This is a genomic window from Stenotrophomonas sp. 1337 (genome assembly GCF_031455455.1).
GTDB classification, from domain to species: Bacteria; Pseudomonadota; Gammaproteobacteria; order Xanthomonadales; family Xanthomonadaceae; genus Stenotrophomonas; species Stenotrophomonas indicatrix.
The window spans coordinates 607451-631731 of record NZ_JAVDSR010000001.1 but is presented as its reverse complement, the minus strand read 5'-3'; the positions used below and the strand labels follow the sequence as shown (position 1 = coordinate 631731).

Annotated in this window: 21 protein-coding genes; 12 read left to right on the top strand and 9 right to left on the bottom strand. The window is 63.9% G+C overall.

Annotated features, from left to right (window positions below; translation table 11 throughout):
* Positions 1-34 precede the first annotated feature (34 nt).
* The 4 genes from J2X70_RS02855 to J2X70_RS02840 all read left to right on the top strand — a co-directional run bounded on the left by J2X70_RS02855 (position 35) and on the right by J2X70_RS02840 (position 4595).
* On the top strand, positions 35-784 hold the full coding sequence (locus J2X70_RS02855; RefSeq protein ID WP_032974801.1) for a hypothetical protein: 750 nt from the start codon (positions 35-37) through the stop codon (positions 782-784).
* A gap of 381 nt (positions 785-1165) precedes the next feature.
* Complete coding sequence (gene fusA / locus J2X70_RS02850; RefSeq protein ID WP_025877212.1) at positions 1166-3208, top strand: elongation factor G; 2043 nt, start codon at positions 1166-1168, stop codon at positions 3206-3208.
* Between the two features lie 247 nt (positions 3209-3455).
* Positions 3456-3728 (top strand): hypothetical protein, encoded by a 273-nt coding sequence (locus tag J2X70_RS02845; protein WP_025877210.1) that lies wholly within the window; start codon positions 3456-3458, stop codon positions 3726-3728.
* A 111-nt stretch (positions 3729-3839) separates the two neighbouring features.
* Positions 3840-4595, top strand: coding sequence for a SapC family protein (locus J2X70_RS02840; RefSeq protein ID WP_025877209.1), 756 nt, complete (start codon positions 3840-3842; stop codon positions 4593-4595).
* A gap of 1 nt (position 4596) precedes the next feature.
* Here J2X70_RS02840 and J2X70_RS02835 read toward each other — a convergent pair whose 3' ends face one another.
* Positions 4597-6924, bottom strand: coding sequence for an ATP-binding protein (locus tag J2X70_RS02835; RefSeq protein WP_309908860.1), 2328 nt, complete (start codon positions 6922-6924; stop codon positions 4597-4599).
* Positions 6921-7547, bottom strand: a complete 627-nt coding sequence (locus J2X70_RS02830) for a response regulator transcription factor (protein ID WP_033831073.1) — start codon at positions 7545-7547, stop codon at positions 6921-6923. The genes J2X70_RS02835 and J2X70_RS02830 overlap by 4 nt, the downstream gene beginning before the upstream one ends.
* Positions 7548-8446: 899 nt before the next feature.
* Between J2X70_RS02830 and J2X70_RS02825 the strand changes: the two genes are divergently transcribed.
* The 3 genes from J2X70_RS02825 (at position 8447) to J2X70_RS02815 (ending at position 12357) form a co-directional block, all read left to right on the top strand.
* A complete protein-coding gene (locus J2X70_RS02825; RefSeq protein WP_309908858.1) occupies positions 8447-9046 on the top strand; it encodes a DUF6624 domain-containing protein in 600 nt (199 codons plus the stop codon).
* Between the two features lie 281 nt (positions 9047-9327).
* Positions 9328-12039: a pitrilysin family protein gene (locus J2X70_RS02820; RefSeq protein WP_309908856.1), complete on the top strand. Its 2712-nt coding sequence runs from the start codon at positions 9328-9330 to the stop codon at positions 12037-12039.
* A gap of 174 nt (positions 12040-12213) precedes the next feature.
* A complete protein-coding gene (locus J2X70_RS02815) occupies positions 12214-12357 on the top strand; it encodes a hypothetical protein (protein WP_309908854.1) in 144 nt (47 codons plus the stop codon).
* 11 nt (positions 12358-12368) lie between these two features.
* Here J2X70_RS02815 and J2X70_RS02810 read toward each other — a convergent pair whose 3' ends face one another.
* Positions 12369-13016, bottom strand: coding sequence for a hypothetical protein (locus J2X70_RS02810; protein WP_309908852.1), 648 nt, complete (start codon positions 13014-13016; stop codon positions 12369-12371).
* A 780-nt stretch (positions 13017-13796) separates the two neighbouring features.
* Entirely contained in the window at positions 13797-14651 is an 855-nt protein-coding gene (locus J2X70_RS02805; RefSeq protein ID WP_309908850.1) for a helix-turn-helix transcriptional regulator, read from the bottom strand.
* Positions 14652-14808: 157 nt separating this feature from the next.
* On the opposite strand from J2X70_RS02805, the gene J2X70_RS02800 reads away from it, so the two are divergent.
* Entirely contained in the window at positions 14809-15375 is a 567-nt protein-coding gene (locus tag J2X70_RS02800) for a GNAT family N-acetyltransferase (RefSeq protein ID WP_309908848.1), read from the top strand.
* Between the two features lie 136 nt (positions 15376-15511).
* A complete protein-coding gene (locus tag J2X70_RS02795; RefSeq protein WP_309908845.1) occupies positions 15512-15949 on the top strand; it encodes a GNAT family N-acetyltransferase in 438 nt (145 codons plus the stop codon).
* Between the two features lie 175 nt (positions 15950-16124).
* Here the strand turns inward: J2X70_RS02795 and J2X70_RS02790 are convergent, their stop codons facing one another.
* Positions 16125-16835 carry a hypothetical protein gene (locus tag J2X70_RS02790; RefSeq protein ID WP_309908843.1) on the bottom strand — a complete coding sequence of 237 codons (711 nt, stop codon included), beginning with the start codon at positions 16833-16835 and terminating at the stop codon, positions 16125-16127.
* Between the two features lie 532 nt (positions 16836-17367).
* On the opposite strand from J2X70_RS02790, the gene J2X70_RS02785 reads away from it, so the two are divergent.
* Together J2X70_RS02785 and J2X70_RS02780 are read left to right on the top strand one after the other, a co-directional pair.
* On the top strand, positions 17368-17724 hold the full coding sequence (locus J2X70_RS02785) for a hypothetical protein (protein WP_049468354.1): 357 nt from the start codon (positions 17368-17370) through the stop codon (positions 17722-17724).
* Between the two features lie 24 nt (positions 17725-17748).
* On the top strand, positions 17749-18225 hold the full coding sequence (locus J2X70_RS02780) for a hypothetical protein (RefSeq protein WP_309908841.1): 477 nt from the start codon (positions 17749-17751) through the stop codon (positions 18223-18225).
* A gap of 27 nt (positions 18226-18252) precedes the next feature.
* Here J2X70_RS02780 and J2X70_RS02775 read toward each other — a convergent pair whose 3' ends face one another.
* The 4 genes from J2X70_RS02775 to J2X70_RS02760 form a co-directional block, all read right to left on the bottom strand.
* On the bottom strand, positions 18253-20904 hold the full coding sequence (locus J2X70_RS02775; protein ID WP_309908839.1) for an excinuclease ABC subunit UvrA: 2652 nt from the start codon (positions 20902-20904) through the stop codon (positions 18253-18255).
* A gap of 130 nt (positions 20905-21034) precedes the next feature.
* Complete coding sequence (locus tag J2X70_RS02770; RefSeq protein WP_309908837.1) at positions 21035-21559, bottom strand: DUF6622 family protein; 525 nt, start codon at positions 21557-21559, stop codon at positions 21035-21037.
* A gap of 144 nt (positions 21560-21703) precedes the next feature.
* Positions 21704-22696 (bottom strand): aldo/keto reductase, encoded by a 993-nt coding sequence (locus J2X70_RS02765; protein ID WP_309908836.1) that lies wholly within the window; start codon positions 22694-22696, stop codon positions 21704-21706.
* 10 nt (positions 22697-22706) lie between these two features.
* Positions 22707-23303, bottom strand: a complete 597-nt coding sequence (locus J2X70_RS02760; RefSeq protein ID WP_309908835.1) for a flavodoxin — start codon at positions 23301-23303, stop codon at positions 22707-22709.
* A gap of 74 nt (positions 23304-23377) precedes the next feature.
* On the opposite strand from J2X70_RS02760, the gene J2X70_RS02755 reads away from it, so the two are divergent.
* The gene (locus J2X70_RS02755) at positions 23378-24271 is read left to right on the top strand and encodes a LysR family transcriptional regulator (protein WP_025877180.1); all 894 of its coding nucleotides are present in this window, start codon (positions 23378-23380) and stop codon (positions 24269-24271) included.
* The last annotated feature ends 10 nt before the right edge of the window (positions 24272-24281 follow it).

Below are 24281 nucleotides of genomic sequence, written 5' to 3'. Positions count from 1 at the left end.
TTGTCGGTTCGTTTTTCTCAACGGAATGACCCCCATGAACTACATCCTCCCGCGCGCGACACTGCTGGCTTCGATCATTGCTGCATCGTGCACGGCGCACGCCGCTCCCGTCCGCACGGTTGTGCTGGACAAGGTGGCTGACCAGGCGACCTCGATCGAAATCCGCCATGCGAAGGGCGCCGGCGCCGCCTCCGATCTTTTCACCACGCACTACTACACCGGTGGCGCGATGCTGATGGCCTGGGGCAATCAAAGCGTGCTGCTGCTCTGCAAGAAGTCGGCGTATCTGAAGCTGCCGGGCATGAAGCCTGCGGCCAGCGAACTGCCGCTGGAGAAGCGGCAGATGATCGGCTACGAAGCGATGATGGCCGGCTACGGCAGCCTCGCTTCGATCAGTGGACTGGTGGATGGCAAGATCGAGGTGGCCGATGACGGCAGTGAAGTGCGCCGCCAGGCCGAGCGGTCGTGGGCCTACGGCGTTGAGCGTTACGACGTGATCAGCCAGCGCATGCCCAATGGTGCGCTGCGCGTGCGCGCACTGAAGACCGCCACGGTGAACAACGCAAAGCCGTCCAAGCCGGGCGACACCTTCAGCACCGATGACGACCAGGCTGCCCGCCTGAGCGAGCTCGGTGCGGTGGGCGCCTGGACTGAAGTGACCATCCACGACACGCCTCGTCGAGGCGAGATCAATGCCGCCTTCCCGCTGAAGGACTGGGTGTCGGTGACGGGGGATCACGCCGCGACGGTGGGTGAGGCGCGGCGGATCAATGGGTGCGAATGATCGTTCCTGGGTGATTGCTGCCCCGTTGCGCCTCATCGTTCCATCCATGCGCGCAATATTCACTTGCGCGCCAGATTGACAGGTCTAGAATGCGCCGCATGAACCGGATGCCGCTCCTGAAGTTTTTCACCCTGACCCGCGCAAGCGCGGAACGGGCGTGTCTGCCTGGAGCCCTACGAGGCCGCTGATCGCGGCCTTCGCTGGACCATCCACAGAGCGCCCTCCGGGGCGCTCTTTTCGTTTCCGCCCCCATCCCTCAACCCGCTCCACCGCAAGGAGAACGTGCCATGCACCAGATCGCCGAGACCGAACGCTAGCCGCACACGCCGTTGCCAACCGGCGTGTGCGGCCCCCGAAGTTGGCCCAGCAGGAACCTTTCTCATGAACACCAACACCCAGACTCTGTCGCGTCTTCGCAACCTCGGCATCATTGCCCACATCGACGCTGGCAAAACCACCCTTACCGAACGCCTTCTGTGGAAGACCGGCGAGATCCACCGCGTCGGCGAAGTGCATGACGGCAACGCGACCACCGACTTCTCGGCGATCGAGCGCGAACGTGGCATCACCATCGGCGCGGCCGCCGTGCACGCACAGTGGGCGCCACGCGATCTGCCGCTGCACCAGCTGACCCTGATCGACACGCCCGGCCACATCGACTTCGCCATCGAGGTCGAGCGCTCGCTGCGCGTGCTCGACGGTGCCGTGGCCGTGTTTTCGGCCGTGGACGGCGTGCAGCCGCAATCGGAAACCGTGTGGCGCCAGGCGCGCCGGCATGGCGTGCCGTTGATTGCGTTCGTCAACAAGATGGATCGCATCGGCGCTTCTTTCGAGCGCGTGCTGGAGCAGCTGCAGGACAAGCTGCGCGCGCGACCGTGGGCGCTGGGCGTGCCGTTGGGCAGTGAGGGCGACTTCCACGGCTGGGTCGACCTGGTCGATGGCCGCGTACTGCAGTGGCAGGACGCGGGCGCGGCGACGGTGACGGCATGGAGCGAGGCCGAGCGCGCGCAGTGGCAACCGCAGCGCAATGCGCTGGTCGAAGCCGTGGCCGACCATGATGATGTGCTGGCAACGGCATGGCTGGAAGGTCGTGACATCGACGCGGCGACGCTGCGCGCAGCGATCCGTCGCGCGACGCTGGCGGGCGCCGGCGTACCGGTGCTGGCGGGTGCTGCCTTCAAGGACAAGGGCATCGAAACACTGCTGGATGCGGTGGTCGATTACCTGCCGTCGCCGCTGGATCGTCCTGCGGTCACTGCCGAAGGCGAGGGCGGCGACGTCCTGCTGCCGCCGGACCCGGACGGTCCACTGGCTGGCCTGCTGTTCAAGATCACCCACCAGCAGCACGGTGCGTTGAGCTTCGTGCGGCTGTACTCGGGCACCTTGAAGGTAGGCGACAACGTGGCCAGCTCGCAGCACCCGCAAGGGCGTCGCATCAGCCGGCTGGTGCGCGTGCAGGCCGACCAGACCCAGGACATCGGGCAGGCCGTGGCCGGCGACATCGTGGCGGTGCTGGGTTGGAAGGATGCGGTCAGCGGTGAAACGCTGAGCGGGCGAGGGCAGCCGCTGCGCCTGGAGAGCATCCAGGCACAGGCCCCGGTACTGGCCTGGCGGTTGGAGCCGGCACGTGCGGCCGACCTGATCCGGCTGGCGCAGGGCCTGGCAAGCCTGGCCCAGGAAGATCCCTCGTTCCGGGTGGAAACCGATCGCGAGACCGGTGAAACCCTGGCCTGGGGCATGGGCGAGCTGCACCTGGAGGTGATGGTCGAGCGCCTGCGCAGCGAATGGAAGCTGGACATCGGCATTGGCGCGCCGCGCGTGGCTTACCAGGAAACGCCGCAGCGTGCCGTGGAAGGCGTTGTGGGCCGCCTGGTCAAGCAGACCGGCGGCCAGGGCCAGTTCGCGCACGTGGTGCTGGATGTGGTGCCGCGCGACGACGGTGAGGTTGTGTTCAATGACCGCATCGTCGGTGGCGTGGTGCCGCGCAACTTCATCGCTGCGGTGGAGAAGGGCGTTCGTGCCGCGCTGTCGGAAGGCCCGCAGGGCCATCCGGTGGTCGGCATCGAAGTCAGCCTGGTGGATGGCCAGACCCACGCGAAGGATTCGTCGGAGATGGCGTTCCATCGGGCCGGCAGCGAGGGCATCAAGGCCGCGCTGGCGGCCAGCGGTACGCAGCTGCTGGAGCCGGTGATGGCGGTGACGGTGCATTCGCCGTCCGCCTCGGTGGGGGACGTGGTGGGTGATCTGAATCGCCGCCATGGACGCGTTGCCCGCATCGACGACCAGGACGGTCGCGCCGAAGTCAGCGGATTCGCGCCGCTGGCGCAGCTGGTCGGGTATACGACCTCGCTGCGTTCGCTGAGCCAGGGACGGGCCAGCAGCGAATCGCACCTGCATGGCTACGAGCCGGTGCGTGCAGCGTAAGGTGGATGCAGGGAGCCCGTTCTCGGGCTCCCTTTTTTGTGTTGGCGAGGTGGGGCATCCACGCATGGCGTGGATCTACCGACCTTTGCATTGGAGGGGGTCATCCACGCATGGCGTGGATGGGTGCCATCCGTGCGCCACGTGCTTGCATTGCATTGCAACAAAACTGCAGAAAAAGCTGGATTAAAGTGATGCCTCACGATAAATTGCGCACCCCCCGTTGCTTGCCGCCGCCCGCACCCTGCCCATGCGTGATGACAATGATCCCGGAACCCTGGAGCTGACCCTGCCGCGCAAACGCGGTCGGCCGCCCAAGTTCGGGTACGCAATGAGCGACGCACAGCGGGCTGCACGCTATCGGGCACGGCGCGCTGGCCAGGCCAACCACGCCGATGTGCGGCATTGCAGCGACATGGTCCTGCTGGACAAGATCCGCGCGGCGGTCAGTGCGCGCGACACCGAACTGGCTGGCTTTCTTGTCCACGTACTGTGGCAGCGCTACCCGTTGCAGTTGAAATAAGTCGGCGGCGGGGTGGCCGTTGTCACCTGCCTTGTTGATAATGCGGGATTCAGGTTGTTCCCGCTGGCGCGCCCGGGATGGCAGGCGCGCATGATCGACATGGTTTCCACGATGACCACCACCAGCGACACCACCACCGAAGCTGCGCCGAGCAGCGCGCCCCTGTTCTACACCCGCCCGGTGCCGCTGCAGGCAGACCTGCACGCCGATCTGCGCATCCTGCCGGGCAAGCTCGAGTTCGCTGCCAGCAGCAACTCCATCCCGCTGGTGCTGGGCGAATTCTCGCTGGCGCTGCATCACTTCCCGATCCTGTTCGCAGGCCCGAGCGCGGTGCCGATGGCCGCCGTGGGCGTGACCACCGACAACCTGTTCATCACCGATGGCCTGTGGGACGACGAGACCTACATCCCGGCCTACCTGCGCCGCCATCCCTTCATCTTCATCGACACCGGCGCGGACAATGACTTCCTGCTCGGCATCGACGAAGACAGCCCGCGCATCGTCCGTGGCGGCGAAGAAGGCCAGCCGCTGTTCGTCGATGGCAAGGCCACCGAGATGGTGCAGCAGGCGCTTGAGTTCTGCGGCCAGTTCACCCGCGAGCACGAGCAGACCCAGGCCTTCTCCAAGGCACTGGTCGACAACGGCCTGCTGGTCGAGCGCAATGCAACCGTGCGCCTGCCCGATGGTCGCGAGTTCAACCTCAATGGCTTCTTCGTGGTCGACGTCGAGAAGTTCATTGCGCTGCCGGATGCGACCGTCATCGAATGGCACCGCAACGGCTGGTTGGCGCTGATCCACCAGCACCTGATGTCGCTGGGTCGCTTCAACGACCTGACCCGCCGCCAGGCAGGCCGCAACGCCGCCTGATTCAGGGCGACGGCGCGGCTCCCGCACCCCGGGAGCCGCGCCACGACTGCAGCTCGGCCAGCAGCTGGCGCGCATCGTCCCAGCCGGGCGGAACGCGATCGCCCAGCTCCCATAGTTCGCCGGCGCGTGCATCCATGCCGCCCGCGTTGAGCATCTGCAGCACGCCCTGCAGGCGATGCGCATGATGGCGCAGCTGCGCGGCATCGCAACGAGCGATCGCTTCGTGCAGGCATTGCAGCTCGCGATCGATATCTTCTTCGTAGGCGGCCACCAGTTCTCGGGCAGTGCTTTCGAAGGCACGGTCGGGCACAGTCTGGTCCAGCGCCTGCAGCAGCGCATCGGCCTGCAACGGCTTGAGCAATACCGCGTCGATGCCGGCAACCTGGCAGCGCCGCGTGTGATCGTCGCCAGTGAAGGCGGAAAGCGCGATCAGCCGGGCGCGCGGCGCGCCCTCTGCCTCATGCAGCCGCAATTGCCGGGCCAGCGCGTAGCCATCCATTCCCGGCAGACCGATGTCCAGCATCACCAGCGGGCAGGGCGCCTGCATCTGGGCCGCCAAGGCATCTTCGGCATTGGCAGCCTCCTGCACCGTCGCGCCCCAGCGCCGCAGCTGGGCGGCAATGACCTGCCGGGTCAGCGCGTGATCCTCCACCAGCAGGATGCGCGTGCCGGCCAGCCGGGGCGGGGCGGACGCAGCGGCAGTAGCCGGCGTATCTTCCTGCACCTGCTGCACGGGCAGGCGAAGAATGAAGCGGCTGCCACGGCCGTGCACGCTATGGACATCCAGGGTGCCGCCCATGGCCTCGGCCAACGTGCGACAGATGGAAAGACCCAGGCCGCTGCCACCGCGCTGCCTGCCTGCATCGGCCTGCCGGAAGGGCTCGAACAGGGCGCTCATCTGCGCTGGCGCGATGCCGATGCCACTGTCGATGACCTCTATCAACAGTGATGCGTTCTTCGTGGGCGCATCCAGCTGCAGGCGCAGTTCAACGCCGCCTACGTCGGTGAACTTGACCGCATTGCCGAGCAGGTTGTCGAGCAGCTGGCGCAGGCAGTCCGGGTCCGTTGCCAGCATCGGGAACGGCGCCTGCGGTGCGCAGAGCTGCAGGCTGAGCGCCTTCTTCTGCGCGAGGGGCGTAATGGCCTGCAGCGCCTGCGTGCAGATCGCAGGGACGTTGCAGGGCAACAGCTTTGGCCGGAAAGTGCCGCTGGCCAAGCGGGAGAAGTCCAGCGTGCGGTTGAGCAATCCGCGCAATGTCTGGCTGGCGGTGGCCGCAGCGGCTACCAGTTCGCGTTGCCCGGCTGGCAGTGGCGCCTGGCCCAGCAGGTCGATCGACGCCATGACGGCCTGTGCGGAATTGCGCACCTCATGGCTGATCATGCCCGTCATCTGCGCCTGCTTCTGATCAAGGCCCTGTTGCTGGCGCAGCCTGCGTGCAGCCAGCAACGGAAATGCCAGCAGCAGGGCTGCGGCTGGCAACAGCCAGAGCACGGTGCCATCAAGGCCTTCGCGCACCTTCTGGCCGAGCGCGGCCGGCAGCGTCTGCCGTGCCCAGCGCTGCAGCAACTGGGCATGCTCTTCGATGGTGATGTCATCCAGTGCCGCCTCGATACGATCGAGCAGCGCCTGGTCCTCGCGCCGGGCAAGCAGATGCAGCTGGGTCGAAAGATCGGCATCCACTGTCTGCAACCGCAGGCTGTGGGAGAAGTGACGTCGTGCTATCGCACCTGCAGTGGATTCCAGGCCGATCGCAGCGTCGGCAATGCCAGCATCCACGGCAGCCAATGCCGCCCGCATGCTGGGGTGCGGCAGCACAGGTACTGCAGGGTGGTGCTGTGCCAGCCACACCGGGTAGGGGCCTCCTTCAACCGCAGCGATGCGCAGCGTGCCCAGATCGGCAACCCGCCGTGGCAAGCGCTCGCCAATGCGGCCGGCAAGCACGCTCGCACCGCCAGGAAAACTGCGCGAGGGCGCCAGGCTGGGGCAGGGCAGGCGTGCCCCATCGTCAGCCCCCATCGCCAGCACAAGATCGGCCCGCCCCTCACAGACGGCGGCCATCGCGGCGATGGTGCTGGGAAAAGGGACTTCGACGAAGGTCAGGCCGGAATGGCGGGCCACGAGCGCGGCATAGCCATGCGCCAGCGTCTGCAGTACCTCGGGGTCGGCAGCATCTTCGGGCACAGGGTGCAGCGTGGGGGCCGCGGCCACCCGGACCACGCGCCCCGCTGTCCATTTTCCGTGCTGGATATCGCCTGCGGACGTACAGGGAAGCAGGGTAAACAGTGCCAGCAGCATGAACCTGCGGCCACGCTTGAACAGCGCGGTCACAGCGCCTCCAACTGCTGCCGTATCGCGAAGATCTCCGCGTCATTGCGCAACCCCAGCTTGCGCAGCGCGGCAATCTTCTGCGTGCTGACGGTCTTGATGCTGCGGTGCCGATGCAGGGCAATCTCCGAGACGGTCAGCCCATCCAGGACCAGCCGGATGACCTCGCGCTCGTTGCGGCTCAGCGCATCGCAGGGCGTCAGCAGCTTGCACGACGGCGGAATGCGGCAGAGCCCTTGGGACACGCGTACGACCGCGTCGGACAGTTCAATCAACGGCTCGGATTTGCCGACAAAGCCGCTGATTCCGGCATCCAACAGGTGATTGATGATTGCCACCGAGGTCTGCCCGGCAAAACCCAGTAGCGTTACCCGCGGCAATGCCTGCCGCAGGTGCTCGACGAGCTCGGTGCCGCTGATATCCCCGGGCGCCAGGGTGATGTCGATGATGGCCACATCGGCATGACGTTGCTGCAGCGCCTGCACGAACGCCTGGCTGTCACTGTGGCTGGCGACGATCTCGAAGCGGCTGTCGTTGCCCAGGTGGAAGGCCGTGCCGCGGCGGACGACGTCATGGTCATCAAGCAGGGCCAGGCGAAGCCGGCGCGGTGCAGGGAATCCGTTCATGCGCAGGAGTGTTGTCAGCGCCCAGTGGCGTGGCGCTCATTCTGGCGCCGCTGTCGCGTCGAGCATCGAAAACGTTCGATTTTTGAGACTTTTCCTAGAGTGTAAGTAGGAAAAGTTGGAGGTTTGTGTCGGGATCTGCACAGCGCGGGTGCAGCGAAGTAGCCTGTTGCGTCTGATGATTTTTGAATCGCGTCTGCAATATGCGCGCGGACTGCGTGCGCTGCGCAAGTCTAGTGCGCGCTCCGCTGGCGAAATGCCAGCGTCCACGCTCTGGTCAAGGACAGTTCCAATCACGAGACGTTCCAGGGCGGCGCGATTGACGGGTTGGCGGGCGCCATTAACGTGACGCGTCACGGTGGTCGCGGGTCTGTCGGCGTTGAATTCTGCAGGGCTGAGGGCTTGGGTTTCCCTCAGAAGTGAACGTTGGTCCTGCGAGGTACGCCTGACTGGTGGAGACTGGAGCGTGCGACTGTTTGAGCGAACGTGTGTCGCCTGGACGTGGCGGGATGCCTCTGGGTCGCCAGCGACCATGAGTGCCGAGAAGCTATGGCTGGGGTTGGGGCCCGGGTTGTCGGTGTTCCTAGATCTTGTCCCCAAATGTGGACCTGCGCAATCAAGGGCTTACGAGCGGCCTTTACTGTCAAGTATTGCCTGGAGCTAGGGGCGGGTATCACAGTGAAAGACGAGCAAACCACTTATCTGGACTTCACCGAAGTTAGCCAAGCCGTTGAGGCCGCCGAACTGGTGGGGGTGTTCTACAGGACCGAGCTGCCTTGCTGGTATGAAGAGGGCCCTCCGGTGTTGGGGGGGGGGCAGTTCTTTTGCTGCTTCGAATGCGGTGCCTACTGGCGTCTCCAGCTCGCTGAGCACAGCCAGAGAGGCAGTTGGGAGCGAATCGCATGATCAGGTTTAAATTGGTGGCCAGGAGTTGCAAACGGGCATGCTGGGCATGGGCTGCGGCCCTCATTTGGGCCTCCACCGCCGGAGCCGCTTCGCCGGCGGCGCAAGACCTACGCGCTGAGCTTCTGCGGATGAAGGATGCCGATCAGGCGGTCCGAGAGCTTCCCCTGACCACCGAGGGCGAGGAGAGGGTGCTTAGTGCCGTCGATGCGGTGCACACCACTCGGTTGAAGGCGATCGTTGCGGTCCATGGCTGGCCGACCGTGGCGCAGGTGGGCCACGACGGGGTAGACGCGGCTTGGCTACTGGCCCAGCATGCGGACAAGGATCCGGCGTTCCAGCGCTCTGTCGCAGAAGCCATGGAGCCCTTGGTAGCCCCAGGGCAGGTCAAAGCGTCCAATTACGCCTATCTTTGGGACCGCACCCACGAACCTCAGCGCTACGGAACGCAGGGGCGTTGTGTGGACAAGGGGCGTTGGGAGGCCCGCGCGGTCGAAGCGCCTGAGAAGCTTGAGCAGCGTCGCGCTCAAATGGGCCTGACGCCCATGGCGGACTATCAAGCGATGGTCTCCAAACACTGCGAGCAGTTTGGGCGTTAAGATCGAACCAGCAGTGGGGGCGCTGCGCGCGGAGAGGCAGGGGCGAGGCCTGCTTTTCTGAACTAGACCTTGAGAGCCCCAAACAACTCCGGTGGGCCAATGTGGGGTCGCAGGGCTTGCTGGTGGGCAACTACTTTGCGGGGGATCGACGCATGGGCGCTTTCGTAGGTGGTGCGAAGAGGCTGCTTTGGGCGGCGCTAGCAGTGGGCGCTTTCACCGTGTCAGTGGCGGCGCGCACCCCGGAAGCGGCGTCGCACGCCCCAGCTGCAGCTCCGCACGCGGTGGACATCCCCTTCGAACGTTTCACACTGCCCAATGGCCTGCGTGTCATCGTGCACACCGACCGGAAGGCGCCGATCGTGGCTGTCCATCTGTGGTATCAGGTGGGCTCCGGAGATGAGCCTGCCGGTCGGACCGGTTTTGCGCACCTCTTCGAGCATTTGATGTTCCGAGGCACCGAGCACTACCGCGACGCCTACTACGGGCCGTTGCAGCGCGTGGGCGCCACCGACGTCAATGCCACGGTCACGCCTGAGCGCACCAACTACATGCAGGTGGTTCCATCCACGGCGCTGGACCTGGCGCTCTGGATGGAGTCCGATCGCATGGGTCATCTGCTGGGTGCCATCGACCAGAAGGCGCTGGATACCGAACGGGGCATTGTCGAGAACGAGAAGCTGCAGCGGCGCGGCGTGCCTTACGGACTCGTATGGGAGCAGCTCTCCCGGTCAAGCTACCCGCCGGGACACCCGTACCATCATTCGACCTTCGGATCCGCACGCGATCTTCAAGCGGCCACTCTTGCCGACGTCCAGGACTGGTTCCGGTCTTGGTACGGTCCCAACAACGCGGTGCTGGTGCTGTCGGGAGATGTCGGCGTTGAAGAGGCCAAGAAGAAGGTTGAATCCTATTTCGGGCATATCCCGCCGGCACCTGAGGTAAAAAGGGCTTCCGTGGACGTTGCCAAGCGGGCTTCCACCACCCGGGAAACGTTGTCCGATCAGGTTCCTCAAGCGCGCGTTCACCGGACATGGAACATCGCAGCTCGTGGGACGTCGGACTTTGATCAGCTGCGGGTGTTCGCTCACATTCTGGGAGGAAGCAATGCCTCCCGGCTGGGTAAGCGCTTGGTGCATTCCGATCAACTCGCCACCGACGTCACGGCCGAGGCAGGGGGGCAGCTCGGATCGCGGCTCATGATCGTCGCCAACGTACGCGACGGCATCGATCCGTCGACCGTGGAAGCCGCCATCGAGGCGGAGCTTCAGCGTCTGCTGGCGGACGGTCCCACCCTGGATGAGCTGCAACGTGCGCGGACCGCGATGCGGGCCGAGTTCTTGAAGAGCATCGAGCGTAACGGTGGCATGGACGGAAAGGCAGAAGTGCTCGCCGCCTGTGAGGTATTTGAAGGCGATGCAGGCTGTTACCGGCGGTCCGGCGACGTGGTGGCATCGTCCACGCCCGCCCCGCTGGTTCGCGTCGCTCGCCGCTGGCTGGGGCAGGGGGATCACATCCTGACGGTCATTCCGGGCGCCCGCGCTGCGTCCGCTGAGGAGGCCGAGCCGGCTGACGCGGTCCCCCACGCGCAAAGCCCAAGCAAGACCCGTCGCGCTGCAGCACCGGGCGTGGATCGCGGCGCAGGGCCACCGTTTCCTGATAGCTATCCGGAGTTGAGATTCCCTGCGATCGAGCGGGCGGCGCTGTCGAACGGCACCCACGTGATCCTGGCTCGACGGGAGGACGTTCCGCTTGTTCGCATGTCCTACCAGTTCCCGGTGGATCCCGCGGCAACTGCGGGTCTGGCAGACATGGCGTTCAGCATGCTGGCGGAAGGGGCCGGGGATTACGATGCCCTGGCGTTCGCGGCGCGCGCTGAATCGCTGGGGGCGGAGCTGGGTTCCAGTGTCGACGTGGGCAGCGGCGCGGTGACCCTGGTAGGTCTCAGAGACACGCTTGACGATTCGGTTGCGCTATACGCGGACATGCTGCGCCGACCGCGCTTTGAGCCGGCAGCGATGGATCGCATGCGTGCCGCCAAGATGGGTGCGGTTCGGGAGGAAGCGGCCAACCCACAGCGCTTGGCCACGAGCCTATTGCCTGCGTTGCTGTACGGGCTGGATCATCCGTATGCCCAAGCCTTCAATGCACCGGGAACCCTTGCCTCCGTTGAGGCTTTGCGTCGCGATGACCTCTTGGAGTTCCACCACGCCTGGATCCGGCCGGAGCGCGGCACGCTTGTCGTGGTCGGGGACGCGACGCTCCAGGAGCTGATCCCAGTCCTTGAGAGGCATTTGGGCGACTGGCGCGGGTCGGGTGGGGTGCCTGAGGTTCGCATTGACGGCCGCCTGCCCGCTCAGGCGGGGCCGCGAGTGTATTTGGTCGACAGCCCTGGCGCCCTGCAGGCCACCCTGGTGGCCGGGCAACTTGTCGCGCCGAGTTCAGACCCCCAGACGTTGGCCTTCGACGTTGCCAATTCCGTCCTGGGAGGATCGCCAAGTGCGCGCCTCAACATGAATCTACGAGAGGCCAAGGGCTGGTCCTACGGCGTGATCTCCAGTGCTGCCAATGCCCCGATAGCGCGACCCTGGCGCGTGGTGGCACCGGTGCAGTCCGACCGCGTGGCGGAGGCCATGGCGGAGATTCAGCGCGAGATCGAGGAGTATGCGTCCGGACCCGCGCCCGCCAGGCAGGACGAGGTTGCACGCTTTCGGGACAGCCAGGTGCGGCGTCTGGCGGGCAGTTTCGAGACGCGGGAGGCCGTCGCCTCGGAGATCGCAGACATCGTGCGGTTCGACCGGGCAGACGATTGGACCACCCAGCGCAGCAGCTCCCTCCGTCAACTCGATCTCAACGAGGTTCGGGCCGCTGCCGCCGCGCTGGACGCCAGCAAGTTGACGTGGGTCGTGGTGGGGGACTTGTCCCGGGTCGAGGCGCCCGTGCGCGCGCTGGGGTTGGGCGAGGTGATCGTGATCGATTCGCAAGGCGCGCCGTAATACAGGAAAGCCCGGTCTGGGTCGATGCTCAGTCTGCTTTGAACATAATATACATTATGCGAAATGTCGTATCCGTCGAATCTGGGCCTTTGTTGGCTCCGTATGGCAATGGCTGGGCCTCTGGCTCGGCTCTTGCCTCCCTACCAAGTCCCCGGACAAGGATGAGATCGCGGCATGATTCAGTTCGACCCGCACCACCGTATTGACCTGAAAGGTCGCGAGCTACTCCCGGAAGATTTGGCCTGGCTGTCGCTCACCGCCTGCCAAGCACAGGAATGCCGCTGGATGATGGAGAGCGCGTGTGAAACGCGTCCGTAGGGGCGCCGCCCCTACACCCCGTAAGCCTCCAGTGTGAGCATGAGTTGCTGGTAATTCGTCATGCACCTGCGCTGGGACTCCTTGAGTGACGGCGTGTAGAGAGCCATCTGCTGCCGATGGAGCGCAACCTTCCTTTCGAAAACGGGATGCCCTTCGTTTCCGATGAGGTCAAGCTCAGCCAACTCAAGCTGCCTGCAGAATTCATTGTTAAGCCTGACTGTGTCTACAAAGCCCTTGAAAGACACATATGTTCCTACAATTCTGCGCCGAAGCCTGGCGTCTGGAATACGCCCAATACTCGACGCAGACGCTTCGTAGACAGTGAAATAGCGGTCGAAGATCGGATAGAAGAATCCGACAGGCTCATCGGGAGGGGTTTCTTCAATGATCCTAGCGCCGCCGGTCTGGCTGGTGTGAAGCTCAACGATTGAGCGCAATTCTTCCGCAATGGCCTGAAGCGTAGCCCGCACTTCATCGGCTTCTGCTTTTGAATCACGCTCGCGCTGCGCCTTTACGGCGGATTGCCCGACGAGGTATGTGGCGAGGCCGCCAACAAATGCACCGATAAGAGCGCCAACGATGCCAAGAATCCCGCTGGCCGCGGCACCGATGATGGCCGCCAAAAAGTTAAAGAGAACCGATATGCCTTCGCTGTCCATCCCTGCCCCTGTAGCATTGGATTGCGCGGATTCTATCTCGGGCACTATGCGTGCATGCAGGACTATTGAACCCTGCACCGCTGCCAGCCGCCCGAGGGTGCCAATATCTGTTCCCAGCCATTCGACAGCCTCCTCATCGCCTGGCCGCCTATGCAGGCCATTCCTGAGCGCTTCGCTGCATCCGTGCCCATTGCGGGCAGTGCGACGACCTCAGTCGATGGCTTCGGGCGTCCCGCCTGCCTGGACTCACCTTGTAGAACGTTGGCCTCAAGCCCGTCGCAGAGCGGCTTCATACCCGGATGCGGATGGTTCGGCCAACGATACTGCTCACAGTTGAATGGCGTCGTGCCTGCTGCCATTGAATTGTGCGCGGGCCTCGGTGCGGCTGGAAGCGGCTTTGGAGCTGGCCCCCTTGCAGAGTGAATCTGCTGCGCCGACGCAGCACCAGTGGCCGCGAACATCAGGCATATGACCCCAAGTCGAATATCCATATTCCCTCCAGATTCGGAGGAATCCTACTCGATTTCAGTGATATGCGTGACGCGTCACGCCCTCCTGCCGCATCAGAGCTGGCCGGGTACGGCTTCGACTCTGGGAATGTCCCCATCGGGCGATCACCGACGCGCACCAGCGTGCTTCCGTTCGCGGTAGACGTGCCCTGCCCGCCACTGACGCGGACGCCGGCGCGGGCCTCACTCCCTGCGACTGAGAAAGCTTTAAGGTTTGCTTGAATGCTGGCGCCGCCGGCGGGGTCTGTTCCCGCAATGCTCAAACGGCAGGTCAATCCTGGCCCCCTTCCTCCCTCTTGTGCTTACGATAATGGGAGAGTGAAATCCCCGTTTGGCGCTTGAAGTAGCGACACAAATAGGATGCGTCGGCGAAGTTTAGTTCGTCGGCCACACGACCAATAGCCAGGTCACTGTATGAAAGAAGGGCCTTGATTTCCAAGGTTACCTGCCGATCGATCAGGCCCTTGGGAGTGTCATTGAAAAACGCCCTGGTCAACTGCGATAGGTAGAACGGCGTGATATTCAGTGCGTCGGCGTAGAACTTCACATCTCGGTGGCGGATGCAGTTCTTGCCTATCAACTCCCAAAAGCGCCAACTCAGCATTTCCTTGCGGCTGAATCCAGTGTGTTCTAGTTGGTTGGCTGGAAGTTGCTCGGTTATTTTCAAAAATAGGTTCTGCAGCTGATTGCGCAACATGACGTTTTGGTAGGTGGGACAGGTCCCCGTAATGCTCCTCGTCTGCGCCACCCATCCTTCTATCAGTGGCATGTCTTCCTTGGATGGAGCGCAATGAGGATGGTCATGCAGAAATACGAACAATGTACTTGGCAGTGGGTAGGCAACTTCCGCTGCAAAACTCTTCGGCATAAGGCAGAAAAAAACCCTGAAGCGGCGCGAGCGACGCTTGAGCAAGGCAATAGTGTCCTCAGCCAGCAGCATCACGCCGCCGCGCCTAATCGCATGCTCTTTGAAATTAAGAGTGAAGTGGGCGCAGCCGGAGAGGCATACCAGCAACGCCAAGTAGGCATGACCAAAGGAGAGCGGTAACCCTGGCCCTTCCGCCAGCGTGGTTTCTCCCACCCGAATCGAATCGCCAGGAGCGGAAAGTGTCGGAATGTGGTCCATGGTGACCCAGCGCTGCAACAGGCAAGGGCCGCAATCGTATCATCGTTTGGTGCGACTGTTTCGAAAAGTACCGAAAGCGCCGAGGTACTGGCGTGTACTGATAAGGCGCCTCCCAATACTCTATCTCGAACGCACCAATCTATTACGAGTAAAGAACATGACGCTTAAAACAGAGCGACTCTTGCTCCGCCCCTGGCGGGACACGGACGCCGCCGATCTATACGAATACGCCAAAGACGTCCGAGTCGGCCCCATCGCTGGCTGGCCGCCGCACACTAGCGAGGAGAACAGTGCCGACATCATCCGCACAGTCTTCAATCACCCAGAGGTGTACGCGGTCGAATTGGAGGAAAATCGCCGCACTGTTGGATGCGTGGGCATTCTAATAGGCAGCGATAGCAATTTTGAGATCAGCGAGCAGGAGGGTGAAATCGCCTACTGGATCGGCGTGCCGTACTGGGGCAAAGGCCTGATTCCGGAAGCGGTGCGTGAAGTGATGCGACATGCGTTTGAAAACCTGAAACTCAAAGCACTTTGGTGTGGTTACTTCGCTGACAATGTCCAATCCTATGCCGCCCAATCGAAGTGCGGCTTTCGCTTTCATCACACAGAGGAAAACAAGTACAACCAGTTCCTCCAGGACTATCGGACAGAGCACATTAGCCGTATCAGCCGCCAAGAGTGGCTGGAACATACGAAATTACAAGGGCAAGAGCTAAGATAATGAGATTGGGAGGCAGCAACCGGTCAACGCCCGAGAGGGATGCAAGCCTTGCTTGGGTTTGCATGGAGGGCTGGCCGGAACGCCTCGCCGCCGCAAACATGACGCGAACCCCAAGCCCCCCAGTTCAGGCCGCCCCATGAAAATCACTCTTGCCCAAATAACGAAACAAAACTATGAGGCGATTTGTGAGCTGGAGGTCACTGAGGAGCAGGAAAGCTATGTGGCAAGTAACACTTGGTCGCTCGTTGAGGCTGCGTACAACTCAGGTTACTTTACGCGCGCCATAGTTGCGGATGGAAAGCCCGTAGGATTTTTTATGTGGGTGCAGGAGTCAGAAGTAAAGGTCTCCATCTGGCGCTTTATGGTGGACAAGGAATACCAGAAGAAGTCCATTGGTAGAGTGGCGCTGGGGCTCGCCCTGCAGGAAATAAGGCAGATCGAATATTTGAAAGAAATTGAAATTTGCTACAATCCCAACAATGTCGTAGCCCAGGGGTTTTACTCCAGTTTCGGGTTCGCCGAAGTTGGCATGGATGCGGATGGCGAAGACATGCTGGCGATAATTAGGGTCTGAACTTGGCCAAGCCTCGATTAATGCAGCCTGCGTAGCACACGATGCCCGCTGGAGTTAAAGATCGCCGCGGGGCCACTGACACCGCCGTGCATACCCCCGATAACGAGCGTTTATCGCTGTTCCCCGAACTGAGGTGCACTGCAACTCCCAGCTTGACGCCTACGGAAACCCAGCCCTATTTCGCAGCAGGGACAGGCATCACACCCTTTCGCGCAATCTCCAACCTTCCAACATCGCCAACAGGCACGAGCACAGCAGCCTTCCGCGCCGGGTCCCACAGCGCATAGCTATCACCAAGCCGACCAATCAGGCTAAGGCCGCCCTGCACCTTTCCATCAACAGTCACAGCCGTCACGTGCTTGCCGCCCCCAGAGGAAATCGTCGCGGCACGCTCAGAACCAAGCATGCTCGACACTATCGAAACGTAGACCAGCATCACCAAGGCATAAATCAGCCAAGGAGAATCCTTCACCGTCGCGGGCACCACCGGCGAAAGTTGCACGATCAGCGCACAGATGATTGTCAGAAGAAGCCCTATCAGAAGAGGCCACGTGTTCGACCACCAAAGCAGCAGCCCCAAGCCAATGAAGAAAAGCAGCGGAAACAACCATGCGAACAGCTTGCTTTTGGCGCTGCCGCTCGTCACCTTTATCTCCACCCAGCCGCCAAACAGCGAGGCCACCAGCATGAGAAACAACACCATGCCGATGCCTGCCAGGCCGGCCAGCGCCAGTTCGCTCACGGCAACAAACTGAAAGGGATCAAGGCCAAAGTGGCCCCAGTACGCCTTCAGATAGAGCGCGCCTTGAATCAAGCCAAACGTGACGACAGCCGAACCCCAGCCAGCCACATCGGCCATCGTTAGTGCTTTCTGCGTACGTTCCATGTACTCCCCCTTTCAAGCGCCCTGACGCATCCCGGATAGTGCCATGGCGTGGAGCGCGGCGTCAGCGCGGACCAGGATTCGACCCATCCATCCATTTGTCGCGTCTGCCCTACTCCCGGCCACAGCATGTCGGTACCGGCACGAAGTATGCGGGCCAACCGCCACCGTCGGCAGCCCTTGCAGGGCAAGCGTCTAACACCCTTCCCCGGCATGCAACGATTCTGAAAACGTCGGAAACGGTGACGGCATTGCCCTTACTGTATTGGCATCGCGCACAACCGGGCGTATTTCTTGCCATGCCACCGAAAGCGGGTGGCCGGGTGTCGAAAACCCGTGTCTTTGTGCTTGATTACGCTTGCCAGCCGGCACCACCGTTGCGTGGTGCCGGCTGGCAATCCGTCTGCCGGCTATGGCGGGCGGTGCGTGGGGGCCTTGTGCCCGCCGGTTTTGCACAAAGACCCGGTTTTCGAGCCACGCATCGTCCGCCACCTTTATCGGTGGCGGCTTCTGCCTGCACGCAAGGAGCCCCGCCATGACCACGCCCTACTCCCCTGCCCCACAGCCCATCCACGAGGCCCCCTCGGCCGGGCCTGCCGTGGATCCCAACACCCTCATCGCGCTGCTGCACAGCATCGGCTCGGGCGTGGCCGCCAACGGCCAGCCTTGGCCAGAGCGGCATCAGCTGCGTGGCCGGCAGATGGCGCTGGCCGATGCCGACTGCTCGCTGACAGGCCTGCGCGTGGTGCTGGAGGTGCTGCTGGCGGCAGAACGCACCCGCCAGAACGGCGAGCCGGAGCAGTACGTTGGCGACCGGGTGATGGAAGGGCTGATCATGGCCGGCCTTGGGCTGGCAGCCCACGCAAGCGAACGGCTGCAGCCGGCAGAGTGAAGGATCACTTCGGTGGGGCCTGACATGAAGGTGCGCCACGGGGTGATGTGGGTGCTCTTTCTGGCGCTGGTCATTGCAGTACAGATGCATTTGCCAGAGCCCGTTGAGCCCGAAGTACTCGCGTACCGTGATGTACCCGATGACACATTCTGGACGCTGCGTCGCCATGCATATCGATTCGCAGAGGCGCGGGCGCGGGAGGGCTTCGCGTTCCTGGAGGGGCCGCCCGCTTCGGCGTCCTTCCAGATCCAGTGCAAGGGGGTACCGGTGCTGCACGTGGAGAGGCAGCCGCCGCTTCTGCTGATCCGGGTTGCGCTGGGTGCCGAGCATCGGGCGCCGGCGATCTACCCCTTGCAGGCCACGCTGCAATGGTCATTGGTGCCGTTGACCTATCTGGAGCAGGTGCTGTCTGGCGTGCAGGAGCCTACGCTGCAGGACCGGCTGCTGCTGACGCTTGCTGGCGATGTGCCTGAGGATGAGCGGTGTGGCGTGCGGAGGTAGTAGTACAACCCCGGCGACGCCACCGCCTCACCCACCCTGCCCCAGCTCGCGCGCAAGGAACGGCGCCGTCCTGCTGCCCTTGGCGCGCGCCACCTGCTGCGGCGTTCCCTTCGCCACGATGGTGCCGCCCGCAGCGCCTGCGCCAGGCCCGACGTCAATCACCCAGTCCGCCTGCACGACCGCGCGCATGTCATGTTCAATCATCACCACCGTATTGCCCGCGTCCACCAGTCGCTGCAGCTGCACCAGCAGCCTGTCCGCGTCCGATGCATGCAGGCCGGTGGTGGGTTCGTCCAGTACGTAGAGCGTGCGCCCGCGCTGGCTGCGCTGCAACTCGGTCGCCAGCTTGATGCGCTGGGCTTCGCCGCCTGAAAGCTCTGTGGCCGGCTGGCCCAGCCGCAGGTACCCCAGTCCGATCTCCTGCAGCAGCTGCAGCGGACGGGCAATGGCCTCTTCCGCGATGAAGAATGCGTGCGCCTGGTCCACCGTCATCTGCAGGACCTCGGCGATGTTGCGCTCATTCCACAGCACCTTCAGCGTCGCCTCGTTGTAGCGGGCGCCATGGCAGGTGGGGCACGGCGCATAGACGCTGGGCATGAACAGCAGTTCGACGCTGACGAAACCTTCGCCTTCGCAGGTCTCGCATCGGCCCTTGGCCACGTTGAACGAGAAACGGCCGGCATCGAAACGCCGACGGCGCGCGGCGGGCGTAGCGGCGAACAGCTTGCGCACGTGGTCGAACAGACCGGTATAGGTGGCCAGGTTGGATCGTGGGGTGCGGCCGATGGGTTTCTGGTCCACCTGCACTACCCGCTGGATGGCGTCCACATCGCCAGCCAGCCGGCCTCGGGTCGCTTCGATCACGGTCGGCGCGTCGGTGGGCGCATTCTCGGCGCTGTTGTCCTCGGGCTCATGCCCCAAGTGCAGCAGCACCAGCTCGGGCAGTGCCTGCGCCATCAGGCTGGATTTGCCCGACCCCGAAATGCCAGTCACTGCGGTCAGCAACCCCAGCGGCACCTGCGCATCCACACCCTGCAGGTTGTGGCGGTGGATGCCCTTCAGCTCCAGCCAGCTGCTGGCGGTGCGCTGCCGGCTGGCGGCCGCAGGCACCTGGTCGAACAAATACCGCGCCGTGCGCGATTCCTGGATCTTGCGCAGGCCGTCGGGCTCGCCACTGTAGAGAACGCGCCCGCCGTGCTCACCCGCTTCCGGACCAACATCCACCAGCCACTGCGCGCGGCGCATCAGCTCCAGGTCGTGTTCGACAACGAACACCGAGTTTCCGCCGTCGCGCAACCGGTCCAGCGCGTCGTACAGCGCCTGGCTGTCGGCGGGGTGCAGGCCGGCCGAGGGTTCGTCGAGCACGTACAGCACGCCAAACAGCAACGAGCTGAGCTGCGTGGCCAGCCGCAGGCGCTGCAGTTCGCCGGCCGACAGGGTCGGTGTGGCGCGATCCAGCGAGAGGTACCCCAGGCCCAGGCCTCGCAGCTGGTGTACACGCGCCATGACGCCGCCTGCCAGCCGCTGCGCGGCCAGGCGCTTCTCTTCCGACAGGGCCGAGGTCAACCGCACGTCGGGGGCCCCAGCGTGGACAGGGCGGCCGCTTGCAGCCCGCTGCGTGCGATCGCGTTTCGTGGCGCTACCGCTGGTACGCGCGCCGCGGCTGTGCGCGCTGAAATCGCCCTGCGCGATGGGCTCCAGCAGGTCCGCCAACTGGTCCAGCGGCAGCCGCATGAACTCGCCGATATCTACGCCGGCAAAGGTGACCGAAAGCGCTTCCGGCTTCAGGCGCTTTCCGTGGCAGGCCGGGCACAACCTGCCTTCCATGTAGCGCGAAACGCGCTTGCGCATCAGTGCGCTCTGGGTGTTGGCAAAGGTGTGCAGCACGTAGCGGCGCGCACCGGTATAGGTACCCATGTAGCTGGGTTCCAGCTTGCGCTTCAGTGCGGCACGGGTCTCTGCGGGCGTGAAGCCGGCATAGACCGGCACGGTTGGCGTTTCCTCGGTGAACAGGATCCAGTCCCGATCCTTCTTCGGCAGCTTCTTCCACGGCACATCGATGTCGTAGCCCAGCGTGACCAGGATGTCGCGCAGGTTCTGGCCATGCCATGCCGGCGGCCACGAGGCGATGGCACGTTCACGGATGCTCAGCGACGGGTCCGGAACCATCAGCGCTTCGGTCACCTCGTACACATGCCCCAGGCCGTGGCAGGTGCTGCAGGCGCCCTGCGGCGTATTGGGCGAGAAGTCCTCGGCGTACAGCATGGGCTGGTTGGCCGGGTAGGCCCCTGCGCGCGAGTACATCATGCGCACCAGGCTGGACAGCGTGGTCACGCTGCCCACCGAGGAACGTGCATTGCTGGCGCCGCGCTGCTGCTGCAACGCCACCGCCGGCGGCAGCCCGTCGATGGCGTCCACGTCGGGCACGCCCGCCTGGTCGATCAGGCGCCGCGCGTATGGCGCTACGGACTCGAAGTAACGCCGCTGCGCCTCGGCAAAGACCGTACCGAAGGCCAACGACGACTTGCCCGACCCCGACACCCCGGAGAACACCACCAGTGCATTGCGCGGAATGGAGACATCGACATTCTTGAGGTTGTGCTCGCGCGCGCCGCGCACCTCCACGCAACCGCTGGCTGCGGCAGCGCATGAGGATTCACCGAAAGGGTTGTTGGACATCGTTGCGTTCCTGCAGGCAGTGAGCGGTGCGCCCTGGAGCGCGCCCAAGGACGCATTTTCGCTGCTGCGAGGTGAATGTGGTGAGGGCACGACCGAAGCGCGTGCACCGCCCCCTCATCCTGGGCTGGACTCAGCCCGCAGGCTGCATCCCGCTGGGCGTTGCCCGGCGCGACGCCGCCAGATACCGGCAGTACTTGCCGATGAAGATGCCGGTGAATCCGCCAGACAGCAGGAGATAGGCGGCACTGAAACCTGCGTTGCTGCTCAGGCCGGGCGCCACGGCGAGCGCCGTTTCAAAACCGTACTTGATGACGAACGTGACCAGCAGCAGTGGCAGCAGGCTGTAGTCGGCACTGCGCCACAGCGTGCCCGTGGAGGCGTCCACGGTCAGCGTTGCCCGGCGCAGCAGCAGCCAGCCCACTGCTGCGCCCGCGCAGATGCCGGCCAGCCATTCGCCCCACGCCACCGGCGAGCCGCCATAGCGGTGGCTGATCGACCAGATGCCCCAGACGCTGAACAGCGCCGGCACGATGGCCAGCTTCCGCAGCGAGGTCTGCCCCGACCGCATGGCCGCGATGCCGCGCGAGACCAGGAACGCCAGAAGCACCCAGACCCAGATGGGGGTCTGCCAGAGAAGTTGCTGCAGCAGGTTCACGGGAGGTCCTTTCGGTGAGTGCCGGCCAGGCAGGCGGCGGTGGCGCTCACTATTGGCGGTACGCATTGCACGGACAAGTGACAGGTGTCAGCGATACGGCCTGCACCCTTCCCCCTGCGCGGCTGCAAGGCGATGCAGGAATGCCTACTTGCCGGTCATCTTCAATGCGGCCTCCGGCAGACGTGCGCCACTGATGCTGATCTGCGCCATTTCGTTATCGATTTTCGCCAGGTCGTCCTTATCCAGCACCAGATCCACTGCGCCCAGATTCTCATCCAGCCGATGGCGCTTGGTCGTGCCCGGGATCGGCGAAATCCACGGTCGCTGTGCCAGCAGCCAAGCCAACGCGACCTGGGCCGGCGTGGCGCCCTTCCCTGCAGCCATCGCCTTCACCACGTCCACCAACGCCATGTTGGCCCGGCGTGATTCGGCGGAGAAGCGCGGCACCGCATTGCGGAAATCCGTTGCATCGAACTGCGTGTGCTCGTCGATCTTTCCCGTCAGGAAGCCCGCACCCAGCGGGCTGAAGGGTACGAAGCCAATGCCCAGTTCCTCAAGCAGGGGAAGCAGCTCTGCTTCGGGCTCACGCCAGAACAGTGAGTACTCGCTCTGCACAGCCGTCAGCGGCTGCACTGCATGCGCCCTGCGGATTGTCTGCGCACCCGCTTCGGACAGGCAGAAATGCGCGACCTTGCCCTCTGCAATGAGCGCCTTCACGGTATCGGCAACCTCTTCGATGGGCACCGCCGGGTCAACACGGTGCTGGTACAGCAGGTCGATGCGCTCGGTGCGCAGCCGCTTCAGGCTGGCTTCGACAGCTGCCCGGATGTGTGCAGGCTGGCTGTTGGTGCCTGCGCCGCGGGCACCGGTGACCGGGTCGATGTCGAAGCCGAACTTGGTGGCGATCACCACCTGGTCGCGAACGGGTGCCAGTGCCTCGCCCACCAGTTCTTCGTTGGCAAAGGGGCCGTAGGCTTCGGCCGTGTCGAAGTGGGTGATGCCGCGCTCCACCGCCGTGCGGATCAGCGCGATCATCTCCTGCTTGTCGGCGGCCGGGCCATATGCCGAACTCATGCCCATGCAGCCCAGGCCGAGGGCGGAAACTTCAAGGCCTTGTCCAAGGGTACGGAACTTCATGGTTGAATCCTCATCGGGCAGTGTGCGGAGTGGCCAACCAGGCGTTGACGCTCTCCATGGTTTTGCGCTCCTGGTCGGCCTGCATCACGAATGACTCCAGGATGCGTGCGTTGGGTGCATGGCGGGCGAGCACGCGCAGGCTGCTGCCCACGCCGTAGCCGCCATGGGTGATGAACGGCACGATGGTCTTGCCACTCATGTCGTGCTGCGACAACAGCGATCGAATGATCGGCGGCGCGGTCTCGCCCCAGATTGGAAAGCCCAGGTACACGGTGTCATAGCGATCAATGTCGACAATGCGGGTGCGCAGTGCAGGCTCTACCCCGTCGTCGCGCTCCTGTCGCGCCTTGGCTACCGTTTCAAGATAGTCCGCCGGGTAGTCGATGGCAGGCTCTACCTGGAACAGGTCGCTGGGCATGCTGCGATGAATGAGCCCGGCAACCACCCGGGTGTTGCCCGAACGTGAGAAGCAGGCAACCACTGTCCGTGCGCCTGATCGACCAGCGGCCGTGCCTTCCTGCGGCGCTGCGGCCGAACATCCCAGCGGCAGTGAAGCCAAGGCAGCGACCACTGCCCGGCGACCAGGGTTGGGGGTTGGAATCGTCATGGCGCCAATCTACGCCCCCAAAACACATTCTTGCAGAGGCATAATCGGATATCGCTTATATCCGGTACGCATCAATGAGCGTCGAGAATTACGATCAGCTGGCCATGTTCGCGCTGGTGGCGCGGGAACGCAGTTTTACCCGGGCTGCTGCCCAGCTGGGCATGTCCCAACCCGCCCTTAGCCGATCGATGCGCCAGCTGGAAGAACGCCTGGGCGTGCGCCTGCTTGCGCGGACCACCCGCAGCGTTTCGCCGACCGAGGCCGGAGAGCAGTTGCTGCGGGTGATTGCACCGCGCTTCGAGGAGATCGATAGCGAGCTTGCCCAGCTCAACGCGTACCGCGACAAACCCGCCGGTCGCCTCCGCATCACTGCAGGTGAGCACGCTGCGCTCACCGTGATGCAGCCGGTACTGGGCAAGCTGCTGCCGGCCAATCCCGACCTGAACATCGAGGTGATTGTCGACTACGGGCTGACCGACATCGTGGCCGAGGGCTTCGACGCCGGTATCCGCATGGGTGAGCAGGTGGCCAAGGACATGATTGCCGTGCGTGTTGGGCCCGACCTGCGCATGGCCGTGGTCGGATCGCCCGCCTATTTCCAGCGCCATCCGAAGCCGAAATCACCGCACGACCTGACTCGGCACAACTGCATCACCATCCGCCTGCCGACCCACGGTGGCATTTTCGCGTGGGAGTTCGAGAAGAAAGGCCAGGAGCTGAAAGTACGCGTGGAAGGCCAGTTGGTGTTCAACAACATCGCCCTGCGGCTGGGCGCTGCGCTGGAAGGCCTGGGGCTGGCGTACATGCCCGAGGATCTGGTGCGCCCCCATGTGCAGGCAGGCACCCTGGTCCACGTGCTGCAGGACTGGTGCCCCTCCTTCCCCGGCTACCACCTGTATTACCCCAGCCGCAGGCAGTCATCGCCTGCGTTCACCGTGCTGCGTGATGCGTTGCGCTATCGGGATTGAACGGCGGCAC